This is a genomic window from Bacillus sp. C28GYM-DRY-1 (genome assembly GCF_030519405.1).
Taxonomy (GTDB): domain Bacteria; phylum Bacillota; class Bacilli; order Bacillales; family Bacillaceae; genus Bacillus; species Bacillus spizizenii_A.
Map to the genome: position 1 here is coordinate 22933 of NZ_JAUMKF010000013.1, position 21797 is coordinate 44729.

The following is a 21797-nucleotide window of genomic DNA, read 5'->3' on the forward strand; positions in this document are numbered from 1 at the left end:
CTCACTTGATTAAACGAACAGTAAAGAACATTGCCGAAATGGTCAAAGGCACACTGACAAATCCGCAATATGAACAAACAATCATTCATGGAGTGGCAACTGATACAAGAAAACTGGAACAACATCAGCTTTTCATCCCGCTGAAAGGAGAACGTTTTAACGGCCACACTTTTGTGCCGCAGGCTTTTGAAGCCGGTGTAGCGGCCGTTCTTTGGGATCGGTCAGAACCAAATCCGCCCGAGAATCAAGCCGTCATCTTAGTGGACGACACCCTTTCCGCTCTTCAGCAGCTTGCAAAAGCTTATTTGCAGGAGCTTGGCACCCGTGTCATCGGGGTAACCGGAAGCAATGGCAAAACGACAACGAAAGATATGATTCACGCCGTCCTGGGAACTCGGTATCGTGTCCACAAAACAGGAGGAAATTTCAACAATCACATCGGTCTGCCGCTGACCGTTTTAGCCATGCCTGAAGATACGGAGATCGCTGTATTGGAGATGGGTATGAGCGCCAAAGGAGAAATTGATCTCCTGTCCCGCCTGGCAAACCCGGATGCGGCAGTCATTACGAATATCGGAGAATCACACATGCAAGACCTTGGCTCAAGAGAAGGCATCGCGGAGGCGAAGCTTGAAATCATTAATGGGCTAAAAGAAGACGGAGTGCTGATTTATATTGGGGACGAACCGCTCCTTCAAAATGCATACACCTGCCGGACGAAAACGTACGGTACGGGAGCGCATAATGATTATCAGCTTCAGAATGTCAGCCAGAGTGAGGAAGGAACCCATTTTACAATCAAAGGGATGGAAAAAACGTACTTTATTCCGATACTTGGCAAGCACAATGTCATGAACGCTATGGCTGCGATTGCTGCAGGGGCTTATTTTGGCATCACGCCTGAGGATGCGGCAAAAGGACTGAGCGGACTAAAGGTAACCGGCATGAGACTTGAACTCATCAAAACTGATAGCGGTATTTCGATTATCAATGACGCTTATAATGCGAGTCCGACTTCCATGAAGGCTGCCATTCAATTGACAGAAAGCCTTGAAGGCTATGGGAAAAAAATACTCGTACTTGGCGATATGCTTGAACTCGGAGATCTTGAAGAAACGTTCCATAAAGAGTGCGGCGCCGTGATCAGCCCTGAGAAAATCGACCGTGTCTTTACGTACGGAAATCTGGGAGCATTTATTGCAGAAGGCGCACTGAAACACTTTGAGAAAGAACGCGTCAGCCATTACACTGATAAAAAAGATCTCTTCCAGGCTGTGAAGGAAAACGCGTCCAAAGGAGATTTAATTTTATTCAAAGCGTCCAGAGGTATGAAGCTTGAAGAAATCGTTAAAGATTTAATAGAGAGCCCGCTTTCATAATAAAAAATCTTTCGGAAAAAACGCATATTGCATCATAAAATAACCTGATGTGCAAACACTAATGTATGCCGGCCAGAAATTATGTATATCTGGCCGGCTACGGCTATGATACAATAAATACAGGTTATTTCGCGATAAGAACATACTCTTCCGGACTTTCATCCGCCGACCCGAAGTTCTCCGCCGGACATGGGAGCGGATGGAGCAGCAACCGGCCCGGCATATTCGAGAAGCCGATCTACTTCTCATCTTATTGAAAAACAAGTAGTGTAATGGTAAGATAAAACTTAAAGTAATTCGGGCTTTGTATACGGATGGATCCTGTCCCTTTTTGTCTAAAGGGCAGTTTTATAAGTGGTAAATCACGACATTACTGAAACAGCAATTAGAAGGAGTTTGAATAATTTGACTATAACGTTTCAAGATTTTAATTTAAGTTCTGATCTCATGAAAGCAATTAATCGTATGGGATTTGAAGAAGCAACACCGATTCAGGCACAAACGATACCGCTCGGACTTTCAAATAAAGACGTCATTGGACAAGCGCAAACAGGTACAGGTAAAACAGCTGCGTTTGGTATACCCCTTGTTGAAAAAATAAACCCCGAGTCTCCTAATATTCAAGCAATCGTAATCGCGCCAACCCGTGAATTAGCCATTCAAGTATCTGAAGAATTATATAAAATCGGACAAGATAAACGTGCGAAGGTTCTTCCTATTTACGGCGGACAGGATATTGGACGACAAATCCGGGCGTTAAAGAAAAACCCGCATATCATTGTTGGAACACCTGGACGTCTTCTTGACCATATCAACCGCCGCACAATTCGTTTAAACAATGTAAACACTGTTGTAATGGATGAAGCGGATGAAATGCTGAACATGGGATTCATTGATGACATTGAATCTATTCTTTCAAACGTGCCGAGCGAGCATCAGACACTTCTGTTCTCTGCTACAATGCCAGCGCCGATCAAACGTATTGCAGAACGCTTCATGACAGAACCGGAACACGTAAAAGTAAAAGCAAAAGAAATGACGGTTTCTAACATTCAGCAGTTCTATTTAGAAGTGCAAGAGCGCAAAAAATTCGATACTTTGACTCGTCTTCTTGACATTCAGTCTCCTGAGCTTGCAATTGTATTCGGACGCACAAAGCGCCGTGTCGATGAGCTGGCTGAAGCTCTGAACCTTCGCGGATATGCGGCTGAAGGAATTCATGGTGACTTAACGCAGGCGAAACGTATGGTTGCGCTACGCAAATTTAAAGAAGGCGCAATCGAAGTTCTTGTTGCAACTGATGTTGCGGCTCGCGGACTTGATATCTCAGGCGTCACACACGTGTATAACTTTGACGTGCCTCAAGATCCTGAAAGCTACGTTCACCGTATCGGAAGAACAGGCCGTGCAGGTAAAACAGGTATGGCGATGACGTTCATCACACCGCGTGAGAAAAGCATGCTTCGCGCAATTGAACAAACAACGAAACGCAAAATGGACCGCATGAAAGAGCCAACACTTGATGAAGCGTTAGAAGGCCAGCAGCAGGTTACAGTTGAACGTCTTCGCACGACAATCAGCGAAAACAACTTGAACTTCTACATGACAGCGGCAGCTGAGCTGCTTGAAGATCATGATGCAGTGACAGTGGTTGCAGCGGCTATCAAAATGGCTACAAAAGAGCCGGATAACACGCCTGTTCGCTTAACAGACGAAGCGCCGATGGTCAGCAAACGCTACAAGAACCAGCGCTCTTCTAAACGCAGAGACGGACAAGGCGGCGGCTACCGCGGCGGAAAAGGGAAAAGCAATAACCGTTCTTCCTATGACAAAAAGCGTTCAAACGACCGCCGTTCTTCAGGTGACAGACGCCAGAAAAAATCTTACTAATTCTATCGACTGAAAGCCCAAAACATGACGTTTTGGGCTTTTTTATATTCGCATGGCTATTCAGCAAACTTTCAGCTGACGGATGCTGTTTTTCTCTGTATGCTTAAGAATGAAACCTTTCTGTATAAGAGACGTATAAGTAACGACGAAAAAACGGGAGGTAGGTATTTTGAGAGACCAGCCAAAAAACCAAATCAGTCCAGACGGATTAAAGGTTTGGCGACTTCAAGAAGTCATCATATCCGCTGTCTGCTTGCTTATCGTCATAGCAGTTGCAGTATTAAGCTATTATTTTCATTGGCCGTACTGGATCAGCGGCGGGCTCGGCGCGGTTTGGCTGCTGGGTTCGGTTGTGACGGTCCTGATCATTCCAAAGATCCGTCATAAAGTGTGGCGCTATGAAGTCCATGAACATGAGATAGATATTCAGTCAGGTATTTTTGTGGTGACCCGTGTGATTGTCCCGATGGTCAGAGTTCAGCACGTCGATACGTCTCAAGGGCCGTTATTGAAAAAGTACAACCTGGCAACCGTAAAGATTTCCACGGCTGCGACCGTTCACTCGATCCCCGCTTTGGCGATGGAGGAAGCGGATCGGCTGAGAGACTCTATTTCCCGTCTGGCAAGGGTGACTGATGATGATGTCTGAACCGAAACGCCTGCACCCGGCGGCAGTCCTTTTGAATTTATGCCATACCATTATTCAAACCATAAAAAATATTATTCTGCCATTCTTTTTTGTATATATCGTCAATTCGAACGATACTGTCCGTTTTTACGGAGCCATTGCGCTGGGTTTGCTGTTTATCTGGCTTATAGCCGCAAGCATCATCAAATGGAGAAGGTTTACCTATCGAATAGAAAATGATGAATTTAGAATCGAAGAAGGTTTGTTTGTCACGAAAAAGCGATACATATCAATCGATCGGATTCAAACGATGAATACGAGTGCGGGCGTGATCCAGCAAATCTTTAAGCTTGTGAAGCTGCAAATTGAAACAGCAGGCGGAGGCAAGGAGGCGGAAGCTGTTCTTTCTGCTATTTCTGTTGAAGAAGCCGAACGCATTAAGGAAGCCGTCTTTAAGAAAAAAGCGCAGAGGCACGAAAGCGAACAAGAGGAAGAATGGCTTGAAGCTGAACAGGCGTTCATTCCAGCCGTTGAGCCGCAAGAGCACTATCGGATGAACGTGAAAGAATTGCTCATGGCCGCTTCTACATCCGGGGGAATCGGAGTGATTATCTCCGCTGTATTTGCGCTTTTTACCCAGCTTGACGAAGTGCTGCCGATGGATTGGTTTTTCGATAAATTTTCCTTCCTTCAGCACGCGAGCGTCGGCATTTATGCGGTACTCATTTTTATTGGTTTATTTATCGCCTGGGTGTTCAGCATCGCCGGTATGATGTTTAAATACGCGAACTTTCAGATCATAAAAAAAGAGCAGGAATTGGTGATTTCAAGGGGGATTATTGAAAAACATCAAGTCACGATTCCCCTTCGAAAAATACAAGCCATTAAAATAAAAGAAAACATCATCCGCCAGCTTTTCGGTTTTGTGACGGTGTCCATCGTCAGCGCGGGCGGCGGCGAACGGGAAAAAGAAGAGGGTGCTTTGACCATTCTTTTTCCGATGATTCATAAAAAAAAGCTTTCGCACATGCTCCAGACATTTACGCCGGAATATACGCTGGAAGAAAACGTCCGCCGTCTGCCGCGGCGCGCGTTGAAACGATATCTGTTCCGTTCCGTTATTTTTTCACTCTTTTTGATTATTCCATTATGTATCTTTTTTCAGCCATGGGGCTATCTGTCAATCATTCTGTTGCCGATTGAATTGATCTTCGGCTACCTCGCATATAAGGATACAGCATGGACGATTAACGAGGACCGTCTTCAGCTGACGTCAAGATTTATCGGAAGAACAACTGCGATTGTGCTGAAAAAGCGGATGCAGGTTTGCAAGTTCAGCCAATCCTATATTCAGAAGAAAGGCCGCCTGTATACCATTTCTACCTCGGTCAAATCATCTAGCCATATGGAAGAACTAACGGTGAGGGATGTAGGGGAAGAGGATGCAGACTTCATTTTAAATTGGTATTCATATGAAAAAGCGGACGGTTAATACCGCCGCTCTTTTTTTTGCACACATAAAAATGAGAGCAAGAACCCGCCGCAAAGTCCAAACAGATGGGCCATCATGTTAATATTGGAGTTGATAAACGACATGAGAATGGCAAATGCAAGCAGTGTGAGAATCATTTTGGAATGCTCCTGCCCGATCAGCTCTTTGCGAAACAGAACCATAAACAGGTACACGCCGAACAGCCCGAAAATCGCGCCGGAAGCCCCGACATGCACGTAATCAAGCGGCTCTGTAACATATGTGCCGATATTGCCGATGATGCCGGATCCAGCGTACACAAGAAGGAAACGCGTTTTTCCCAGCATGCGTTCCAAAGCCGGGGCGAATAAAAAGATGGACATTGAATTGAACAGCAGATGGGTAAAACCGGCGTGCAGCAAAACAGGAGTGATCAGCCGCCACCATTCACCGTTTGCGACGCCTAAATTATAGCCTGTGACCGCATCTCTCCATAACAAGACTGAATGGACTGGAAGTGAAAAAAACAGCCAGAGAACAGCTTGCAAGGCCAATATAAAGGTGACAATGGGATAAAGCCTGATAAACGTTTGAAAATTTTCGGTCCGTATAAACATACCGAGCCCCTTTTCTTCATTTTGGTATTTCTATAGTAACACGTTTATGAGACAAACCTTTCAAATAGTACGTACGCAAAGGAGGTTATTACACATGATTTACGGCATTGGACTAGACATCACCGAGCTTAAACGGATCGCTTCTATGGCAGGACGTCAAAAAAGATTTGCCGAGCGGATTTTGACACTAAGCGAGCTTGACCAATATCAAGAGCTTTCAGAGAAAAGAAAAATCGAATTTCTCGCGGGCAGATTTGCGGCAAAAGAAGCATTTTCGAAAGCATATGGCACCGGTATAGGGAAACACCTCAGTTTTCAGGACATTGAAATTAAGAAAGACCCAAATGGCAAGCCTTATATCATTTGCGAGAAGCTGAGACAGGCTGCCGTTCACGTATCGATCACTCATACAAAGGAATACGCGGCTGCGCAGATTGTCATTGAAAGGTTGTCAAGCTAGTCTGCATATTAGGGCAACCCCACTCATATATTTGATAGTGCAATAAGGGAGACAAGTTGTTTGAGGCTTTTATGGTACGCATCTGTTCTGCCTACGTGTACCGAGCGTACCGTTAAAGTCAAACAAGCGATTTCTTCCTTTTACATCAATTGAGAAAAAGGGGTTGAAAAAGGTGAGAAAAAGCTTTGTTTTGCTTTTAACGGGACTGCTTGCTGTCCTTATTCTTTCTGCCTGCGGGCAAAAAACGCAGCAAGATATTGTGACCGGTTTAGATGAAAAGGCGAAAGAATACACCTCGTACAAAGCAAAAGCAAAAATGACCATCGAGACAGGGAGTGAGCCTCAAGTATACAATGTGGAAATCTGGCACAAAAAGCCGTCTCTGTACAGGGTTTATTTAGAAAATCCGAAAAAGGACCAAAATCAAGTCATTCTACGAAACGAAAACGGAGTATTTGTTCTCACGCCGTCTTTAAATAAGAGCTTCAGGTTTCAAAGCGACTGGCCGAACAACAGCAGCCAGGTCTACTTGTTTGAATCGCTCGTAAAGGATGTTCAAAACGATTCGGATGCAGTTTTCACTGCCAAAGAAAAGAAATACGTATTCGAAACAAAAACGAACTATCAGCATAACAAAATGCTGCCAACGCAAGAAATCACATTTAACAAAAAAGATATGAGCCCGTTATCTGTCAAAGTCATGGATACAGACCGAAAAGTCATGGTGAAAGTAGAATTCAGCAGCTTTGAATTTAATAAACAATTCGACAAAGAATCATTTGACGAAAAGAAAAATATGACTCTTTCCCAAATTGATGTCGCCACAAGCGCGAAACCATCCGATACGTTCGCGGTCAAAACGCCGCTAGAACTGCCGCTGGGTGTAAAGCTGCTTGAAGAAAAAGACATTTCTACTGAAGACGGGAAGCGGATCATCATGACCTACGGAGGAGAAAAATCATTCACCTTAGTTCAGGAAAAAGCTCAGATTGCGAAAGCTTCTTCCTCAGTTACGATGAACGGCGAACCAGTCAATCTCGGGTACACCATCGGCGCCTTGTCGGATGCATCATTATCATGGACTTATGATGGTGTAGATTACCTTCTCTCCTCTAAAGATCTTTCTAAAGAGGAAATGGTGACAGTCGCGAAAAGCATGCAGGGACAATCATCTAAATAACCGCAAAAGGCCAAACATGATTTGGCCTTTTTTTTCGTTAGGCATCGTTTCCCTTTGTCCTTTAATTTTAGTATGATATGAAAATGATATTGAATAAAAGCTAGGAAGTGTCATTATGAGCACAAAACCTTTTTACAGAGATACGTGGGCGGAAATCGACTTGTCCGCGATAAAAGAAAATGTCATCAACATGAAAAAACATATCGGAGAACATGTCCACCTGATGGCAGTTGTAAAAGCAAACGCCTACGGGCATGGTGATGCAGAAACAGCAAAGGCGGCGCTTGACGCAGGGGCTTCATGCTTGGCCGTGGCTATTTTAGATGAAGCGATTTCACTGCGCAAGAAGGGCTTGAAGGCGCCTATATTGGTGCTCGGAGCGGTGCCCCCGGAGTATGCGGAAATCGCGGCTGAATATGACCTGACATTAACAGGTTATTCTGTTGAATGGCTTCAGGAAGCCGCCCGCCACATGAAAAAAGGTTCCCTTCATTTTCATTTGAAAGTCGATACGGGGATGAACAGGCTAGGGGTAAAAACGGAAGAAGAGGTTCATCACGTGATGGCGATTCTTGACCGCAACCCCCGTTTAAAATGCAAAGGGGTATTTACTCATTTTGCAACAGCGGATGAAAAAGAAAGAGGCTATTTTTTCATGCAGTTTGAGCGCTTCAAAGAACTGATTGCCCCGCTCCCGCTAAAGAAAATGATGGTGCACTGCGCGAACAGCGCCGCCGGACTCCGGCTGAAAAAAGGCTTTTTCAACGCGGTCAGATTCGGCATCGGCATGTACGGCCTCCGTCCGTCAGCCGACATTACGAATGAAATACCGTTTCAGCTGCGCCCTGCATTCACCCTGCATTCGACGCTGTCTCATGTCAAATTGATCAGAAAAGGCGAGAGCGTCAGCTATGGAGCGGAATACACAGCGGAAAAAGACACATGGATCGGGACGGTGCCTGTCGGCTATGCGGACGGCTGGCTTCGAAAATTGAAAGGAACCGAGATTCTTGTGAAGGGAAAGCGGCTGAAAATCGCCGGCCGAATCTGCATGGACCAATTTATGGTGGAGCTGGATCAGGAGTATCCGCCAGGCACAAAAGTCACATTAATAGGCCGGCAAGGGGATGAATGCATTTCCATGGATGAAATTGCAGGCAGGCTCGAAACCATCAACTACGAGGTATCTTGTACAATTAGTTCCCGTGTTCCCCGTATGTTTTTGGAAAATGGGAGTATAATGGAAGTAAGAAATCCTTTATTGCAGGAAATTACAAGCAAATAGCCACCTCATTGGAGAATTCATAAAACAGCTTTGCTTGAAGAGTGAATAATGGTATCATTATCACTGGATGGATAAAAGAGTCGTATCCGTAAGTTTGGTGGAGGTGTATGTTTTTTGTCTGAATCCAGCGCAAGAACCGAAATGAAAATCAGCTTGCCCGAAAACCTAGTAGCTGAATTGGATGGTGTAGCGATGCGGGAGAAACGAAGCAGAAACGAACTGATATCACAAGCAGTGAGAGCGTATGTCAGCGAACGAACAACTCGTCACAACCGTGATTTGATGAGACGCGGCTATATGGAAATGGCGAAAATCAACCTGAATATTTCTTCTGAGGCTCACTTTGCGGAGTGCGAGGCTGAAACGACAGTTGAGCGCTTAGTCAGCGGAGGATAATCATTTGATTGTGAAACGCGGCGATGTTTATTTTGCTGATTTATCTCCTGTTGTTGGCTCAGAGCAAGGCGGGGTGCGCCCGGTTTTAGTGATCCAAAACGACATCGGAAATCGCTTCAGCCCAACTGCTATTGTTGCAGCCATAACAGCACAAATACAGAAAGCGAAATTACCAACCCACGTCGAAATCGATGCAAAACGCTACGGTTTTGAAAGAGATTCCGTTATTTTGCTGGAGCAAATTCGGACGATTGACAAGCAAAGGTTAACGGATAAGATTACTCATCTGGATGATGAAATGATGGATAAGGTTGATGAAGCCTTACAAATTAGTTTGGCACTCATTGATTTTTAGTAATATTTGCCTGGTTGCTCAAATAGAGCAACTTTTTTTGTTTTCAAAAAACATAAACGATATAATAGTGAAATAACGTAAAAATATGTTGTTTTTATTGGGAGGTAAGCGAATTTGATGTCGAATCAGACTGTATACCAGTTCATTGCCGAGAATCAAAATGAACTGCTCCAACTGTGGACTGACACACTAAAAGAATTAAGCGAACAAGAGTCATATCAGCTGACTGACCAAGTGTATGAAAATATATCTAAAGAATATATCGACATTCTTCTCTCATCTGTTAAGGATGACAGCGCTGCTGAAAGCCAAATCAGTGAATTGGCGCTTAGAGCTGTTCAAATAGGGCTATCTTTGAAGTTTTTGGCTACGGCGCTGGCTGAATTCTGGAAGCGTCTCTACACGAAGATGAACGATAAGAGATTGCCAGATCAAGAGAGTACAGAATTAATCTGGCAGATCGACCGCTTCTTCAGCCCGATTAATACAGAAATCTTTAACCAATACTCTATTTCATGGGAAAAAACAGTATCCCTGCAAAAAATCGCGCTGCAGGAGTTATCAGCTCCGCTCATCCCGGTGTTTGAAAATATCACCGTAATGCCGCTTGTCGGAACAATTGATACCGAACGTGCTAAACGAATTATGGAAAATCTTCTTAATGGCGTTGTGAAACACCGTTCCCAGGTCGTGCTGATTGATATTACCGGTGTACCTGTTGTCGATACGATGGTTGCCCATCACATTATTCAGGCGTCTGAAGCGGTAAGGCTTGTCGGAGCGAAATGCCTGCTTGCCGGAATCCGTCCGGAAATTGCTCAGACCATCGTTAACCTTGGGATTGATTTATCCCAAGTTATTACTAAGAATACCCTGCAAAAAGGAATTCAAACTGCATTGGAAATGACGGATCGAAAAATCGTTTCATTGGGGGAATAACATTTTGAGACATCCGAAAATCCCGATCTTGAAACTGTATAATTGCTTATTAGTGTCCATTCAATGGGAACTGGATGACCAAACCGCACTAACCTTTCAAGAAGATTTGTTAAATAAAATATACGAAACAGGTGCCAACGGAGTCGTAATTGACCTGACATCTGTGGACATGATTGATTCATTTATTGCCAAAGTGCTGGGGGACGTGATAACAATGTCTAAGCTAATGGGCGCCAAAGTTGTCTTGACCGGCATTCAGCCCGCTGTGGCAGTGACGCTGATTGAACTCGGAATCGCACTTGAGGAAATTGAAACAGCGCTCGATTTAGAGCAGGGGCTTGAGTCATTGAAGCGGGAATTGGGGGAATAGCGAATGAACGACCAATCCTGTGTAAAGATCATGACAGAATGGGATATCGTTGCCGCCAGACAATTGGGACGAAATGTTGCAAAAGAACTGGGTTTCGGCACGGTAGACCAGGCTAGAATTACAACGGCTATTTCTGAATTAGCCAGAAACATTTATTTATATGCTGGCAAAGGCCAGATTGGAATTGAACAGGTCGCTGATAGAGGAAAAAAGGGTCTGAAAATCATAGCGGAAGACCAAGGGCCGGGAATTCCTGATATCCGCAAGGTCATGGAAGACGGATTTTCAACGTCTGGCGGACTCGGAGCGGGACTTCCCGGCGTGAAAAGGCTGATGGATGAATTCAGTTTAAATTCTGTAGCGGGGGAAGGAACTGAGATACAAGCCATTAAATGGCTTCGGTAGGAGGTAAGAAAGTGGATTTTAGGGAGGTTATTGAGCAGCGATATCATCAGCTGCTTAGTCGATATATAGCCGAATTAACAGAAACATCTTTATATCAAGCCCAAAAATTCAGCCGAAAAACAATCGAGCATCAAATTCCTCCGGAAGAAATCATCAGCATCCACCGAAAAGTGCTGAAGGAGCTGTATCCGAATCTCCCGGAAGATGTTTTTCATTCGCTGGATTTTTTAATAGAAGTCATGATTGGATATGGAATGGCTTATCAGGAGCATCAAACCCTCAGGGGGATACAGCAAGAAATTAAATCAGAAATTGAAATCGCGGCAAATGTCCAGCAGACGCTGCTCGGAACAAAGGTTCCGCAGGAAGAAGCACTGGATATCGGCGCCATCAGTGTGCCCGCCAAACAGATGAGTGGAGATTATTACCACTTTGTCAAAGACAAGGAATCTATTAATATCGCAATTGCGGACGTGATCGGCAAAGGCATTCCGGCGGCTCTTTGTATGTCCATGATTAAATACGCGATGGACTCTTTGCCGGAAACGGGCATACACCCTTCTCAGGTGCTGAAAAATTTGAATCGGGTTGTTGAACAAAATGTGGATGCCAGTATGTTTATTACGATGCTTTATGCCAATTACAATATGGATAAGCATCAATTTACATATGCTTCTGCGGGACATGAACCGGGATTCTATTATTCTCAAAAAGACAATAAATTTTATGATTTAGAGACCAAAGGACTCGTTCTCGGCATCTCGCAGGATTATGAATACAGACAATTCGACCAGCGTCTCGATAAGGGCGATATGATTGTTTTATTTTCTGATGGCGTCACAGAATGCAGAACGGAAAATGGTTTCTTGGAGCGTCCTGATCTGCAAAAGCTTATTGAGGAACATATGTGTTCCTCCGCGCAGGAAATGGTCAAAAATATTTATGACAGCCTCCTCAAATTGCAGGACTTTCAGCTTCATGATGATTTTACGTTAATTGTTTTGCGAAGAAAGGTTTAGCATCAGTTAGCCGCGGGTATAAGACAATTAGTGATTTGAAATTTGAGGTGATACGTAATGAATATAAATGTTGATGTGAAGCAAAACGCGAATGATATACAAGTAAATATTGCAGGAGAAATAGATGTATATTCAGCTCCGGTGCTCAGAGAGAAGCTCGTTCCTCTGGCAGAACAAGGCGCTGATTTAAGAATTTGCCTGAAAGATGTCAGCTACATGGACAGTACCGGACTCGGCGTCTTTGTAGGCATCTTTAAAACAGTCAAAAAGCAAGGCGGTTCGCTGAAACTTGAAAATCTTTCTGAACGGCTGATCCGCCTGTTTGAGATTACAGGCTTAAAGGACATCATTGATATTTCTGCAAAGTCAGAAGGTGGAGTGCAATGAAGAATAACGCAGATTACATCGAAATGAAAGTGCCGGCTCAACCTGAATATGTAGGGATTATTAGGCTGACACTGTCAGGCGTCGCGAGCAGAATGGGCTATACGTATGATGAAATTGAAGACTTGAAAATCGCAGTCAGTGAAGCGTGTACAAACGCAGTTCAGCACGCTTACAAAGAAGATAAAAATGGGGAAGTGTCAATACGATTCGGTGTGTTCGAAGACCGTTTAGAAATCATTGTGGCGGATGAGGGTGACAGCTTTGATTTTGATCAAAAGCAGCAGGATCTAGGGCCGTACACACCTTCACACACAGTTGATCAATTATCAGAAGGAGGGCTCGGTCTATATTTAATGGAAACGCTCATGGATGAAGTCAGAGTGCAAAATCACTCCGGTGTCACCGTAGCGATGACAAAGTATTTAAATGGGGAGCGAGTTGATCATGACACAACCATCAAAAACTACGAAACTAACTAAGGATGAAGTCGATCGGCTCATAAGCGATTACCAAACGAATCAAGATGAACAGGCGCAAGAAACGCTTGTGCGGGTGTATACAAATATGGTTGATATGCTTGCGAAAAAATATTCAAAAGGCAAAAGCTTTCACGAGGATCTCCGGCAGGTCGGCATGATCGGGCTTCTTGGGGCGATTAAGCGATACGATCCTGTCGTCGGCAAATCGTTTGAAGCTTTTGCCATCCCGACAATTATCGGGGAGATTAAACGTTTCCTCAGAGATAAAACGTGGAGCGTTCATGTGCCAAGACGAATTAAAGAACTTGGCCCAAGAATCAAAATGGCGGTTGATCAGCTGACGACTGAAACACAAAGATCACCGAAAGTAGAAGAGATTGCAGAATTCCTCGATGTTTCAGAAGAAGAGGTTCTTGAAACGATGGAAATGGGTAAAAGCTATCAAGCCTTATCCGTTGACCACAGCATCGAAGCGGATGCGGACGGAAGCACCGTCACGATTCTTGATATCGTCGGATCACAGGAGGACGGATATGAGCGAGTCAATCAGCAAATGATGCTGCAAAGTGTGCTTCATGTCCTTTCAGACCGTGAAAAACAAATCATAGACCTTACGTATATTCAAAACAAAAGCCAAAAAGAAACTGGGGACATTCTGGGTATATCTCAAATGCACGTCTCGCGTCTGCAACGCAAAGCTGTGAAGAAGCTCAGAGAGGCCTTGATTGAAGATCCCTCGATGGAGTTAATGTAATGATCCAGGTTGAAGAAAACGAGCATATTCAAACTCTTGTATACCAACTGAATAAAGAAGGAAAATCGATTTGCGGCGACAGCTTTTATATGAAAGCTGATGACAAGGAGTTAATTTGTGCGGTAGCTGACGGACTTGGAAGCGGATCGCTTGCCAACGAATCTTCTGCAGCCATCAAAGACTTAGTGGAATACTATGCGAATGAAGACGTACAAAGCATTATTGAACGCTGTAATCAGGCGATGAAAAACAAAAGAGGCGCTACAGCATCTATCCTGAAAATCAATTTTGACCAAAGGCAGTTTACGTACTGCTCTGTCGGAAACGTACGTTTTATTCTGCATTCCCCGTCTGGTGAAAGCTTTTATCCTCTGCCGATTTCAGGCTATTTATCAGGCAAGCCGCAAAAATACAAAACGCACACAGCCACCTATGAAAAGGGTTCAAAGTTCATTATACATACAGATGGACTCAACGTACCCGATATCCGCTCCCATTTGAAAAAAGGCCAATCGGTAGAAGACATATCGAATTCGCTGAAAATGTATACGACATCGAGAAAAGATGATCTGACCTATATCCTTGGACAGCTGTCCTAGGGATTAACAAAAAGGAGAAGCCGAAACGCAGGCTTCTTTTTTTATGTGTTTCTTTCGGTTTTTGATACACTAGAGAAAGAACGACAAAATTGGAGGCTTTGGTTATATGGAAACGTCAGCCCTTTTAAAACAGCAAATTGCGAAAGAAATCGGTTTGTCACAAAAATACGTTGAAAGTGTTATCCGCCTGCTTGAGGACGGCAATACTGTCCCGTTTATCGCCCGATACCGGAAAGAGCAGACGGGGTCAATGGATGAGGTTCAGATTCAGACGATTTCTGAACGCTGGCAATACATACAAAACCTGAATCAGCGAAAAGAAGAGGTCATCAGGCTCATTGCAGAGCAGGATAAACTGACAGATGACTTAAAGCGAAAAATCGAGCAATCGGTGAAGCTTCAGGAAGTGGAAGACCTTTACCGCCCATATAAACAAAAACGCAAAACAAAGGCGACAGTCGCGAAAAGCAAAGGCCTCGAGCCGCTTGCCGACTATATCCTGTCACTTCCACTAGACAACCGTCTGGCAGAAACCGCCGATCAATACATCAGCGAAGAAAAAGAAGTGTTCACATGGGAAGAAGCAATTGAAGGCGCCAAGCACATTATTGCGGAACAAATCTCAGATGAGCCGAATTTCAGAAAGTGGATTCGCCAGGAAACCTTCAAAAAAGGAACCATTAAATCTGCAGCTGGAAAATCGGCAGATGCAGACGAGAAAAACGTGTATGAAATGTATTACGAGTATGAAGAGCCAATTTCAAAAGTCGTTCCGCACAGGGTGCTGGCGATGAACCGCGGCGAAAAAGAGGACATTTTAAAGGTGTCTATCGAGCCGCCCGCGGATCACATCAAGGCGTATTTAGAAAAACAGATCATCAAAAACCGCCCAACGTCCGTAAAAGAGATTTTGCAGGAGACGATTGAAGACAGCTATAAAAGGCTGATCCAGCCGGCAATCGAACGTGAAATCAGAAAAGAGCTGTCAGAAAAAGCGGATGAACAGGCAATTCACATCTTCTCTGAGAACTTGAGAAAACTTCTGCTTCAGCCGCCGATGAAAGGCAAAACCGTGCTCGGTGTTGACCCGGCCTTCCGAACTGGCTGTAAGCTTGCTGTGTCAGATGAGACCGGAAAAGTCTTGGGAATTGATGTCATCTATCCGCATGCACCAGTCAAGAAAACAAAAGAAGCCCACGAAAAAGTCAAAGCCATTCTTGAGCAGCATCAAGTCGAGGTGGTGGCGATCGGAAACGGGACGGCTTCAAGAGAAACAGAGCAGTTCATCGTCAATGTACTGAAGGACATGCCGCGGAACATTTATTATGTGATTGTCAATGAAGCGGGAGCAAGCGTATATTCGGCTTCTGAGCTTGCCAGAGAAGAATTCCCTGAGCTTCAGGTTGAAGAGCGCAGTGCTGTATCTATTGCGCGAAGACTTCAAGACCCGCTGGCGGAACTTGTGAAAATCGATCCGAAATCTGTTGGCGTCGGACAGTATCAGCATGACGTCAGCCAAAAACGCTTAAATGAATCTCTGCGGTTCGTTGTCGAAACGGTCGTAAACCAAGTGGGAGTAAACGTCAACACAGCATCCGCCGCGCTGCTTCAATATGTAGCAGGATTATCGAAGTCTGTCGCAGGCAACGTTGTCAAAAAACGTGAGGAAATCGGGAAGTTTTCGAATCGAAAAGAACTGAAGGACATCCCGAGACTCGGTGCGAAAACCTATGAGCAATGTATCGGCTTCTTAAGAGTGCAGGAAGGGACAGAGCCTTTGGACAGAACAGGCATCCACCCGGAAAGCTATAAAGAAACAAAAGCGCTATTGAAAAAGCTCGGCCTTTCAACAGAACAAATCGGTACGGCGGAATTGAAGGATAAAATCAATCAGCTGGCGCTTTCTGAAACGGCGAAAGAACTGGGAATCGGCGAAATCACGCTGAAAGATATTTGTGAACAGCTGACAAGGCCGGAGCGCGATCCGCGTGATGAGGTGCCAAAGCCTTTGCTGAAAACAGATGTCCTTCAGCTGGAGGATTTGAAAGAGGGAATGGAACTCCAGGGCACCGTGCGCAATGTCGTGGACTTCGGAGCGTTTGTTGATATCGGGGTCAAACAAGACGGGCTTGTGCATATCTCGAAACTCAGCAATCAATTCGTCAAGCATCCTCTTGATGTCGTATCTGTCGGCGATATTGTGACAGTTTGGGTTGACGGCGTAGATGTACAAAAAGGCAGAGTAGCGCTGTCTATGGTAAAATAAAAGCACTGCTTACGAGCAGTGTTTTTTCCTATAGAAATACCAGCATTGATTCAGCAGTTTAATTTGGTAATTATCTTTTTCAAGGAACGCTTTTTGCATCTGCTTTTTAAGCCAATTTGGCATAGGCTCATTCCTCCTCAGCTTTTATCATAAGAGGGACGGTGATTACCATATTGTATGCGAACGGTGAATTGTCCCGTTCAATGTTTTTTAAGTGAGGTGCACTATGGATAATATAGAGCTTCAAAAGCTGACAGAGGATATTTCTAAAACATATTTTAAAAAGCCGTTCCGCCATCAGGCGCTTTTTAATGACAGGCTTAAAACCACGGGCGGAAGGTACCTGTTAACCTCCCATAACATTGAATTGAACAGAAAATATTTGATTGAACACGGCAGGGAGGAACTGATCGGCATCATCAAGCACGAGCTCTGCCATTATCATCTTCACCTTGAAGGAAAAGGGTACAAGCACAGAGACAGAGATTTTCGAGCGCTGTTGCAGCAGGTCAACGCGCCAAGGTTCTGTACACCCCTTAAGAAAAAAACAGAATACAAAAAAACTTATATGTATATCTGTACGGTGTGTGGCCAACAGTATATAAAGAAGCGTGCCATGAACCCTGACAGATACCGGTGCGGAAAATGCCGCGGGAAAATAAAAAGAATTTTTTCGTAAAAAAGGTTGACGAATATGGCAAGCCTATGTTACATTATAAAAGTCGTCACGAGAGATAAATAAAAACATTTACCTCTTGACACTAAAAATCAAGGCTGATATAATAAGTCTTGTCTCATTATTCCACAGTAGCTCAGTGGTAGAGCTATCGGCTGTTAACCGATCGGTCGCAGGTTCGAATCCTGCCTGTGGAGCCATATGGAGAAGTACTCAAGTGGCTGAAGAGGCGCCCCTGCTAAGGGTGTAGGTCGCGTAAGCGGCGCGAGGGTTCAAATCCCTCCTTCTCCGCCATGAGATTTCGATATAAGTTCTCAACCATCGGCCCGTTGGTCAAGCGGTTAAGACACCGCCCTTTCACGGCGGTAACACGGGTTCGAATCCCGTACGGGTCATTCCATTTCGTTGGGCTATAGCCAAGCGGTAAGGCAACGGACTTTGACTCCGTCATGCGTTGGTTCGAATCCAGCTAGCCCAGCCATTTTTATTTTTTGAAATCTAATAGCAAGAGCCATTAGCTCAGTTGGTAGAGCATCTGACTTTTAATCAGAGGGTCGAAGGTTCGAGTCCTTCATGGCTCACCATTTGTCTTTTTGCGGGTGTGGCGGAATTGGCAGACGCGCTAGACTTAGGATCTAGTGTCTTACGACGTGGGGGTTCGAGTCCCTTCACCCGCACTTTATTTACAAAGTGCACGCAAATCGGTTTTACTAGGTTAAGAGCCTACTAAACCAGCACAAACACAATTTCATGATCACGCGGTCGTGGCGGAATGGCAGACGCGCTAGGTTGAGGGCCTAGTGGGTGAATAACCCGTGGAGGTTCAAGTCCTCTCGGCCGCATCAATGATACCAAGGGTTTTGACGCCCTTGGTATTTTTTTGTGTTTATTTTTAAATGATTTACTGCCCACAAACTGCCCACTTACCTACAGGAAGCCAACTAATTTAATTTTCCAGCCATTTCTTGTTTTTCTTTACATGTCCTAAATGTTCTTTAATTACTGTAATCTTCTCCTTGGTGTATTAATATTGTTACAAGTGTATATCCAAAATCATGTAAATGGTTGTAAAGTCGAAGTTCTTAAATGATATAAATACATAAGAATTCACTGCAGTGCCCCATCGGCTCTCGCAGCTGGCTTTTTAACTCTTAAAAGAGAGTTGTCGGTTGAATCTGTTTCTATATCTTCAGCTGATGAAGCCAAATCAGAAATGAAAAACATCTTTAATGACCATGGCTGGTTTTATCTGTCTGGAGTAGCCCTTTTCATGCAAATTGTTTTTCAAGGTTTCCATTTTACATTTGAGTATTTTTTTTATGCATTTTTAATTAGCTCCGGAATCCAGTCCCTATTTTATCTTTTCAATAAAAAAGAGCTGGGCTATCAAGTTTGTGCGGTTATTGTTGTTAGCTTTTTATTGATTTATTTATAACAAACAAGAATAAGAGTGATGAATTGTTCATTGTTCATCACTCTCTTTTTTATTTGATATCATTTTTGCTTTAGGTATATTAATTCTCCTTTAGGAGTTCATGACTTGTCACCAATTTCAGGCCTTAAACCACACTGGATGTTATATTTTCTTAAACCTTTGCCAAATGAAAAAACAGACAATTAAATTGTCTGCCTCAACAAGGTCATTCTTCTGGTTACATCTCAAGAATGAATGAAAATACCTTACTCAAAATTGTTCCAGTTATCTAAGTAACGGTATAACGTTGTTTTACTGATGCCCGTTTCTTTGGTGATTTGCTGAATGGTATACTGTTTGCTTTGGTACATCTCCACAGCACGGCGGACATTAGCATCAGGTTTTCTCGGACGTCCTGTATTTTTCCCCTTTAATTTCGCCTCTTGGATACCAACCTTTGTATTTTCACTAATAATGTCAAATTGAAATTCGCTGACTCTTTCTAAAAAATCGAAGAAAATGGAACCATTTTTCTTTGAGGTGTCCACCTTATCTAATATTGAGATAAAGTTGATTTGTTTTGTTTTGAAGAAATCAATGATATCAATTAGGTTTTTTGTAGAGTCCGCAATACTGTACAACTTATATATAACTACGGTATCCCCGACATTTAAACTGTTACATAATGACTCAAATTCTGGTCTGTTTTTTGCTGAATTTGTTTGTTCAATATATATCTTTTCACAGTTGAATTCTTTAAGTGCAGCTAGCTGCTTTGTTACTTCCTGATCTTGACTAAACGGACGTGCATATCCAAAAATCAAATCATCAACCCCTGATGAATGTTGTATATTTTATTATAACAAAATAAGGTGGATAGCGCAGAGTGCGCCAATAGTTCCAAAAAAGATCTATTTTGGTACAAAAAATTATAGACATTTGAATTCTTGTTTGTTACATTTTAAATAGTTACAAACGGCCCTGACTTCTATGAGAGTTAGAAGTCAACAAAAATAATCATAAAGAGGTGCACTGTATTTTATGTTAAAAAAATTAAATATGGAGTGGTTCTCAAATATAAAAGGGGACTTATTAGCTGGTATTGTCGTTGCTTTAGCATTAATACCTGAAGCCATTGGATTTTCCATTATTGCAGGTGTTGATCCTATGGTAGGATTATATGCTTCATTTTGTATTGCTGTAGTGATTTCTTTTGCAGGCGGCAGACCTGCTATGATTTCTGCGGCTACAGGGGCTATGGCTTTGTTAATGGGAACGTTGGTGAAGGATCATGGATTACAGTATCTGTTTGCTGCTACGATCCTGACGGGTATCATCCAAATCATATTTGGGGTTCTGAAAGTGGCGCGATTAATGAAATTTGTACCACGATCGGTTATGGTAGGTTTTGTTAATGCGCTGTCCATTTTGATTTTCATGGCACAAGTTCCTCATTTTGTTGGAATATCCGGTATGACATATGTGTTTGTCGGTATAACATTGGTCATTATTTATCTATTTCCGTTTATTACAAAAGCTGTGCCAAGTCCTTTGATAGCGATTATATTTCTCACGGTCGTTTCTATTTGGGGTCACTTTAATGTCCAAACAGTTGGAGATTTAGGCACAATTAAACAAGCCTTACCAAGCTTTTTGATTCCGGATGTTCCATTGAACTTTGAGACGCTGTCAATTATCTTCCCGACTTCTATTGCTCTAGCTGTCGTTGGTCTGCTTGAGTCGTTGTTGACTTCTTCAATTGTAGATGACATGACAGACACAGAAAGTAATAAAAACAGGGAGAGTCGAGGACAAGGCATTGCCAATATCGTTGCAGGATTTTTCGGCGGTATGGCTGGATGTGCGATGATCGGTCAATCTGTTATCAACGTAAAATCTGGAGGGAGAGGCAGACTGTCAACCTTTACAGCTGGTGTGTTCCTCATGTTTTTAATACTCGTTTTAGGTGAATGGGTTGTTCAAGTTCCTATGCCTGCACTGGTTGGCGTTATGATTATGGTTTCAATTGGAACATTCGATTGGTCATCACTCCGAATGCTTAGAAAAGTCCCGCTTACTGATACAGTTGTCATGATTGTTACTGTGATTACAGTTGTAGCTACAGATAACCTATCTATTGGCGTGATCGTGGGAGTCATTTTGAGTGCGATTTTCTTTGCTTCCAAAATCTCACGAGTGAAAGTGAAAATGACTTCTGTTTCAGATCAAGAAGTTGTTTATGACATTAAGGGTCAAGTGTTCTTTGCTTCTGTGCAGGAGTTTGTGAACTCCTTTTCATATGAAGATGTGAAAAAGCGTGTCGTTATAAACTTTTCAGACGCGCAAATTTGGGATGATTCAGGCGTAGCCGCCGTGGATAAAGTTGTCTTGAAATTCATAGAACATCATGCAGATGTTAAATTGGTTGGCTTAAACGAGTCAAGTCACCATTTAATTGAAAAGCTTGCTACTTACAATTATCCTAACGCACAGCCGTCGGGTCACTAAGGGGAAGGTGCAGCAGCTGTATAGCAAAACCGGTACCTGATTCAAGAGTGGACATATATGATTGGAAATGACAGTGAGTAAATTATTTAAATGTTATACCAATGATTATGATTTTATTAGTAGCAGAACATTCATTGTTTTGGCTCACTATTTTTTAAAGGATTTTGCCGCCCTTGGAATATAGTGCAATGATATAAAAGGTTGATACAATAACTGATCTTGAGGTGTTAAACTAATAAGTTTTTTGAACTTTTCTGGTCTCAAAACTTTAATTTTTCTTGTTATAGATAATTGTTTACCGTTGCCGTAGGGATTTCCCT

The 21797-nt window shown here is 43.3% G+C and carries 23 protein-coding genes and 7 tRNA genes; 27 read left to right on the forward strand and 3 right to left on the reverse strand.

The window, feature by feature from the left end; genetic code table 11:
• Positions 1-5: 5 nt before the first annotated feature.
• The 4 genes from Q3W56_RS13495 to Q3W56_RS13510 all read left to right on the forward strand — a co-directional run bounded on the left by Q3W56_RS13495 (position 6) and on the right by Q3W56_RS13510 (position 5389).
• Positions 6-1379 (forward strand): UDP-N-acetylmuramoyl-tripeptide--D-alanyl-D-alanine ligase, encoded by a 1374-nt coding sequence (locus tag Q3W56_RS13495; RefSeq protein WP_302895851.1) that lies wholly within the window; start codon positions 6-8, stop codon positions 1377-1379.
• 405 nt (positions 1380-1784) lie between these two features.
• Positions 1785-3269, forward strand: a complete 1485-nt coding sequence (gene cshA, locus Q3W56_RS13500) for a degradosome RNA helicase CshA (RefSeq protein WP_019257533.1) — start codon at positions 1785-1787, stop codon at positions 3267-3269.
• Between the two features lie 169 nt (positions 3270-3438).
• A complete protein-coding gene (locus tag Q3W56_RS13505; RefSeq protein WP_019713388.1) occupies positions 3439-3918 on the forward strand; it encodes a PH domain-containing protein in 480 nt (159 codons plus the stop codon).
• A complete protein-coding gene (locus tag Q3W56_RS13510; RefSeq protein ID WP_302895852.1) occupies positions 3908-5389 on the forward strand; it encodes a PH domain-containing protein in 1482 nt (493 codons plus the stop codon). The genes Q3W56_RS13505 and Q3W56_RS13510 overlap by 11 nt, the downstream gene beginning before the upstream one ends.
• On the opposite strand, the gene Q3W56_RS13515 is transcribed toward Q3W56_RS13510, so the two are convergent.
• A complete protein-coding gene (locus Q3W56_RS13515) occupies positions 5386-5985 on the reverse strand; it encodes a rhomboid family intramembrane serine protease (RefSeq protein ID WP_019713390.1) in 600 nt (199 codons plus the stop codon). The genes Q3W56_RS13510 and Q3W56_RS13515 overlap by 4 nt on opposite strands.
• 94 nt (positions 5986-6079) lie before the next feature.
• Here Q3W56_RS13515 and acpS point away from each other — a divergent pair, with 94 nt between their 5' ends.
• The 14 genes from acpS to Q3W56_RS13585 all read left to right on the forward strand — a co-directional run bounded on the left by acpS (position 6080) and on the right by Q3W56_RS13585 (position 16879).
• On the forward strand, positions 6080-6445 hold the full coding sequence (gene acpS / locus Q3W56_RS13520; RefSeq protein ID WP_019713391.1) for a holo-ACP synthase: 366 nt from the start codon (positions 6080-6082) through the stop codon (positions 6443-6445).
• 163 nt (positions 6446-6608) lie between these two features.
• On the forward strand, positions 6609-7625 hold the full coding sequence (locus Q3W56_RS13525) for a LolA family protein (RefSeq protein WP_302895853.1): 1017 nt from the start codon (positions 6609-6611) through the stop codon (positions 7623-7625).
• 115 nt (positions 7626-7740) lie between these two features.
• Positions 7741-8910, forward strand: a complete 1170-nt coding sequence (gene alr, locus Q3W56_RS13530) for an alanine racemase (protein ID WP_302895854.1) — start codon at positions 7741-7743, stop codon at positions 8908-8910.
• A 114-nt stretch (positions 8911-9024) separates the two neighbouring features.
• Positions 9025-9306: a type II toxin-antitoxin system antitoxin EndoAI gene (endB, locus tag Q3W56_RS13535; protein ID WP_003225183.1), complete on the forward strand. Its 282-nt coding sequence runs from the start codon at positions 9025-9027 to the stop codon at positions 9304-9306.
• A gap of 4 nt (positions 9307-9310) precedes the next feature.
• Complete coding sequence (gene ndoA, locus Q3W56_RS13540) at positions 9311-9661, forward strand: type II toxin-antitoxin system endoribonuclease NdoA (protein ID WP_003156187.1); 351 nt, start codon at positions 9311-9313, stop codon at positions 9659-9661.
• Positions 9662-9775: 114 nt separating this feature from the next.
• Positions 9776-10600 (forward strand): RsbT co-antagonist protein RsbRA, encoded by an 825-nt coding sequence (gene rsbRA / locus Q3W56_RS13545; protein WP_003240350.1) that lies wholly within the window; start codon positions 9776-9778, stop codon positions 10598-10600.
• Positions 10601-10604: 4 nt separating this feature from the next.
• On the forward strand, positions 10605-10970 hold the full coding sequence (rsbS, locus tag Q3W56_RS13550; RefSeq protein ID WP_302895855.1) for an RsbT antagonist protein RsbS: 366 nt from the start codon (positions 10605-10607) through the stop codon (positions 10968-10970).
• A 3-nt stretch (positions 10971-10973) separates the two neighbouring features.
• Positions 10974-11375 (forward strand): serine/threonine-protein kinase RsbT, encoded by a 402-nt coding sequence (rsbT, locus tag Q3W56_RS13555; protein WP_003225192.1) that lies wholly within the window; start codon positions 10974-10976, stop codon positions 11373-11375.
• Between the two features lie 11 nt (positions 11376-11386).
• Positions 11387-12394 carry a phosphoserine phosphatase RsbU gene (gene rsbU / locus Q3W56_RS13560; protein ID WP_302895856.1) on the forward strand — a complete coding sequence of 336 codons (1008 nt, stop codon included), beginning with the start codon at positions 11387-11389 and terminating at the stop codon, positions 12392-12394.
• Between the two features lie 57 nt (positions 12395-12451).
• Entirely contained in the window at positions 12452-12781 is a 330-nt protein-coding gene (rsbV, locus tag Q3W56_RS13565; RefSeq protein WP_268398826.1) for an anti-sigma factor antagonist RsbV, read from the forward strand.
• Positions 12778-13260: an anti-sigma B factor RsbW gene (gene rsbW, locus Q3W56_RS13570; RefSeq protein WP_003225198.1), complete on the forward strand. Its 483-nt coding sequence runs from the start codon at positions 12778-12780 to the stop codon at positions 13258-13260. The genes rsbV and rsbW overlap by 4 nt, the downstream gene beginning before the upstream one ends.
• Positions 13226-14014 carry an RNA polymerase sigma factor SigB gene (gene sigB / locus Q3W56_RS13575; RefSeq protein WP_019713396.1) on the forward strand — a complete coding sequence of 263 codons (789 nt, stop codon included), beginning with the start codon at positions 13226-13228 and terminating at the stop codon, positions 14012-14014. The genes rsbW and sigB overlap by 35 nt, the downstream gene beginning before the upstream one ends.
• On the forward strand, positions 14014-14613 hold the full coding sequence (rsbX, locus tag Q3W56_RS13580) for a phosphoserine phosphatase RsbX (protein ID WP_019713397.1): 600 nt from the start codon (positions 14014-14016) through the stop codon (positions 14611-14613). The genes sigB and rsbX overlap by 1 nt, the downstream gene beginning before the upstream one ends.
• Before the next feature lie 106 nt (positions 14614-14719).
• Positions 14720-16879 (forward strand): Tex family protein, encoded by a 2160-nt coding sequence (locus Q3W56_RS13585; RefSeq protein WP_302895857.1) that lies wholly within the window; start codon positions 14720-14722, stop codon positions 16877-16879.
• A 9-nt stretch (positions 16880-16888) separates the two neighbouring features.
• Here Q3W56_RS13585 and cmpA read toward each other — a convergent pair whose 3' ends face one another.
• A complete protein-coding gene (gene cmpA / locus Q3W56_RS13590) occupies positions 16889-17002 on the reverse strand; it encodes a cortex morphogenetic protein CmpA (protein ID WP_003225207.1) in 114 nt (37 codons plus the stop codon).
• Positions 17003-17105: 103 nt separating this feature from the next.
• Here cmpA and Q3W56_RS13595 point away from each other — a divergent pair, with 103 nt between their 5' ends.
• The 8 genes from Q3W56_RS13595 to Q3W56_RS13630 all read left to right on the forward strand — a co-directional run bounded on the left by Q3W56_RS13595 (position 17106) and on the right by Q3W56_RS13630 (position 18397).
• Positions 17106-17558, forward strand: a complete 453-nt coding sequence (locus Q3W56_RS13595) for a SprT family protein (protein ID WP_302895858.1) — start codon at positions 17106-17108, stop codon at positions 17556-17558.
• A gap of 122 nt (positions 17559-17680) precedes the next feature.
• Positions 17681-17755, forward strand: a tRNA-Asn gene (locus Q3W56_RS13600).
• Between the two features lie 3 nt (positions 17756-17758).
• Positions 17759-17849, forward strand: a tRNA-Ser gene (locus tag Q3W56_RS13605).
• Positions 17850-17878: 29 nt separating this feature from the next.
• Positions 17879-17950 (forward strand) — tRNA-Glu (locus tag Q3W56_RS13610).
• 11 nt (positions 17951-17961) lie between these two features.
• Positions 17962-18036: transfer RNA gene (locus tag Q3W56_RS13615), tRNA-Gln, on the forward strand.
• A gap of 27 nt (positions 18037-18063) precedes the next feature.
• Positions 18064-18139 (forward strand) — tRNA-Lys (locus Q3W56_RS13620).
• An 11-nt stretch (positions 18140-18150) separates the two neighbouring features.
• Positions 18151-18232: transfer RNA gene (locus Q3W56_RS13625), tRNA-Leu, on the forward strand.
• 81 nt (positions 18233-18313) lie between these two features.
• Positions 18314-18397: transfer RNA gene (locus Q3W56_RS13630), tRNA-Leu, on the forward strand.
• Positions 18398-19235: 838 nt separating this feature from the next.
• Here Q3W56_RS13630 and Q3W56_RS13635 read toward each other — a convergent pair.
• A complete protein-coding gene (locus Q3W56_RS13635; protein ID WP_302895859.1) occupies positions 19236-19793 on the reverse strand; it encodes a recombinase family protein in 558 nt (185 codons plus the stop codon).
• 217 nt (positions 19794-20010) lie between these two features.
• On the opposite strand from Q3W56_RS13635, the gene Q3W56_RS13640 reads away from it, so the two are divergent.
• Positions 20011-21477 carry a SulP family inorganic anion transporter gene (locus Q3W56_RS13640; RefSeq protein WP_302895860.1) on the forward strand — a complete coding sequence of 489 codons (1467 nt, stop codon included), beginning with the start codon at positions 20011-20013 and terminating at the stop codon, positions 21475-21477.
• Positions 21478-21797: the final 320 nt, after the last annotated feature.

What these genes read in the sequence shown, in the direction of transcription:
- Q3W56_RS13640 (WP_302895860.1), top strand. Translation starts at nt 20,011, where the DNA reads ATGTTAAAAAAATTAAATATGGAGTGGTTCTCAAATATAAAAGGGGAC.
- Q3W56_RS13595 (WP_302895858.1), top strand. Translation starts at nt 17,106, where the DNA reads ATGGATAATATAGAGCTTCAAAAGCTGACAGAGGATATTTCTAAAACA.
- Q3W56_RS13515 (WP_019713390.1), bottom strand. Translation starts at nt 5,985, where the DNA reads ATGTTTATACGGACCGAAAATTTTCAAACGTTTATCAGGCTTTATCCC.
- rsbX (WP_019713397.1), top strand. Translation starts at nt 14,014, where the DNA reads ATGATCCAGGTTGAAGAAAACGAGCATATTCAAACTCTTGTATACCAA.
- Q3W56_RS13510 (WP_302895852.1), top strand. Translation starts at nt 3,908, where the DNA reads ATGATGTCTGAACCGAAACGCCTGCACCCGGCGGCAGTCCTTTTGAAT.
- alr (WP_302895854.1), top strand. Translation starts at nt 7,741, where the DNA reads ATGAGCACAAAACCTTTTTACAGAGATACGTGGGCGGAAATCGACTTG.
- sigB (WP_019713396.1), top strand. Translation starts at nt 13,226, where the DNA reads ATGACACAACCATCAAAAACTACGAAACTAACTAAGGATGAAGTCGAT.
- rsbV (WP_268398826.1), top strand. Translation starts at nt 12,452, where the DNA reads ATGAATATAAATGTTGATGTGAAGCAAAACGCGAATGATATACAAGTA.
- acpS (WP_019713391.1), top strand. Translation starts at nt 6,080, where the DNA reads ATGATTTACGGCATTGGACTAGACATCACCGAGCTTAAACGGATCGCT.
- rsbT (WP_003225192.1), top strand. Translation starts at nt 10,974, where the DNA reads ATGAACGACCAATCCTGTGTAAAGATCATGACAGAATGGGATATCGTT.
- cmpA (WP_003225207.1), bottom strand. Translation starts at nt 17,002, where the DNA reads ATGCCAAATTGGCTTAAAAAGCAGATGCAAAAAGCGTTCCTTGAAAAA.
- Q3W56_RS13585 (WP_302895857.1), top strand. Translation starts at nt 14,720, where the DNA reads ATGGAAACGTCAGCCCTTTTAAAACAGCAAATTGCGAAAGAAATCGGT.
- rsbW (WP_003225198.1), top strand. Translation starts at nt 12,778, where the DNA reads ATGAAGAATAACGCAGATTACATCGAAATGAAAGTGCCGGCTCAACCT.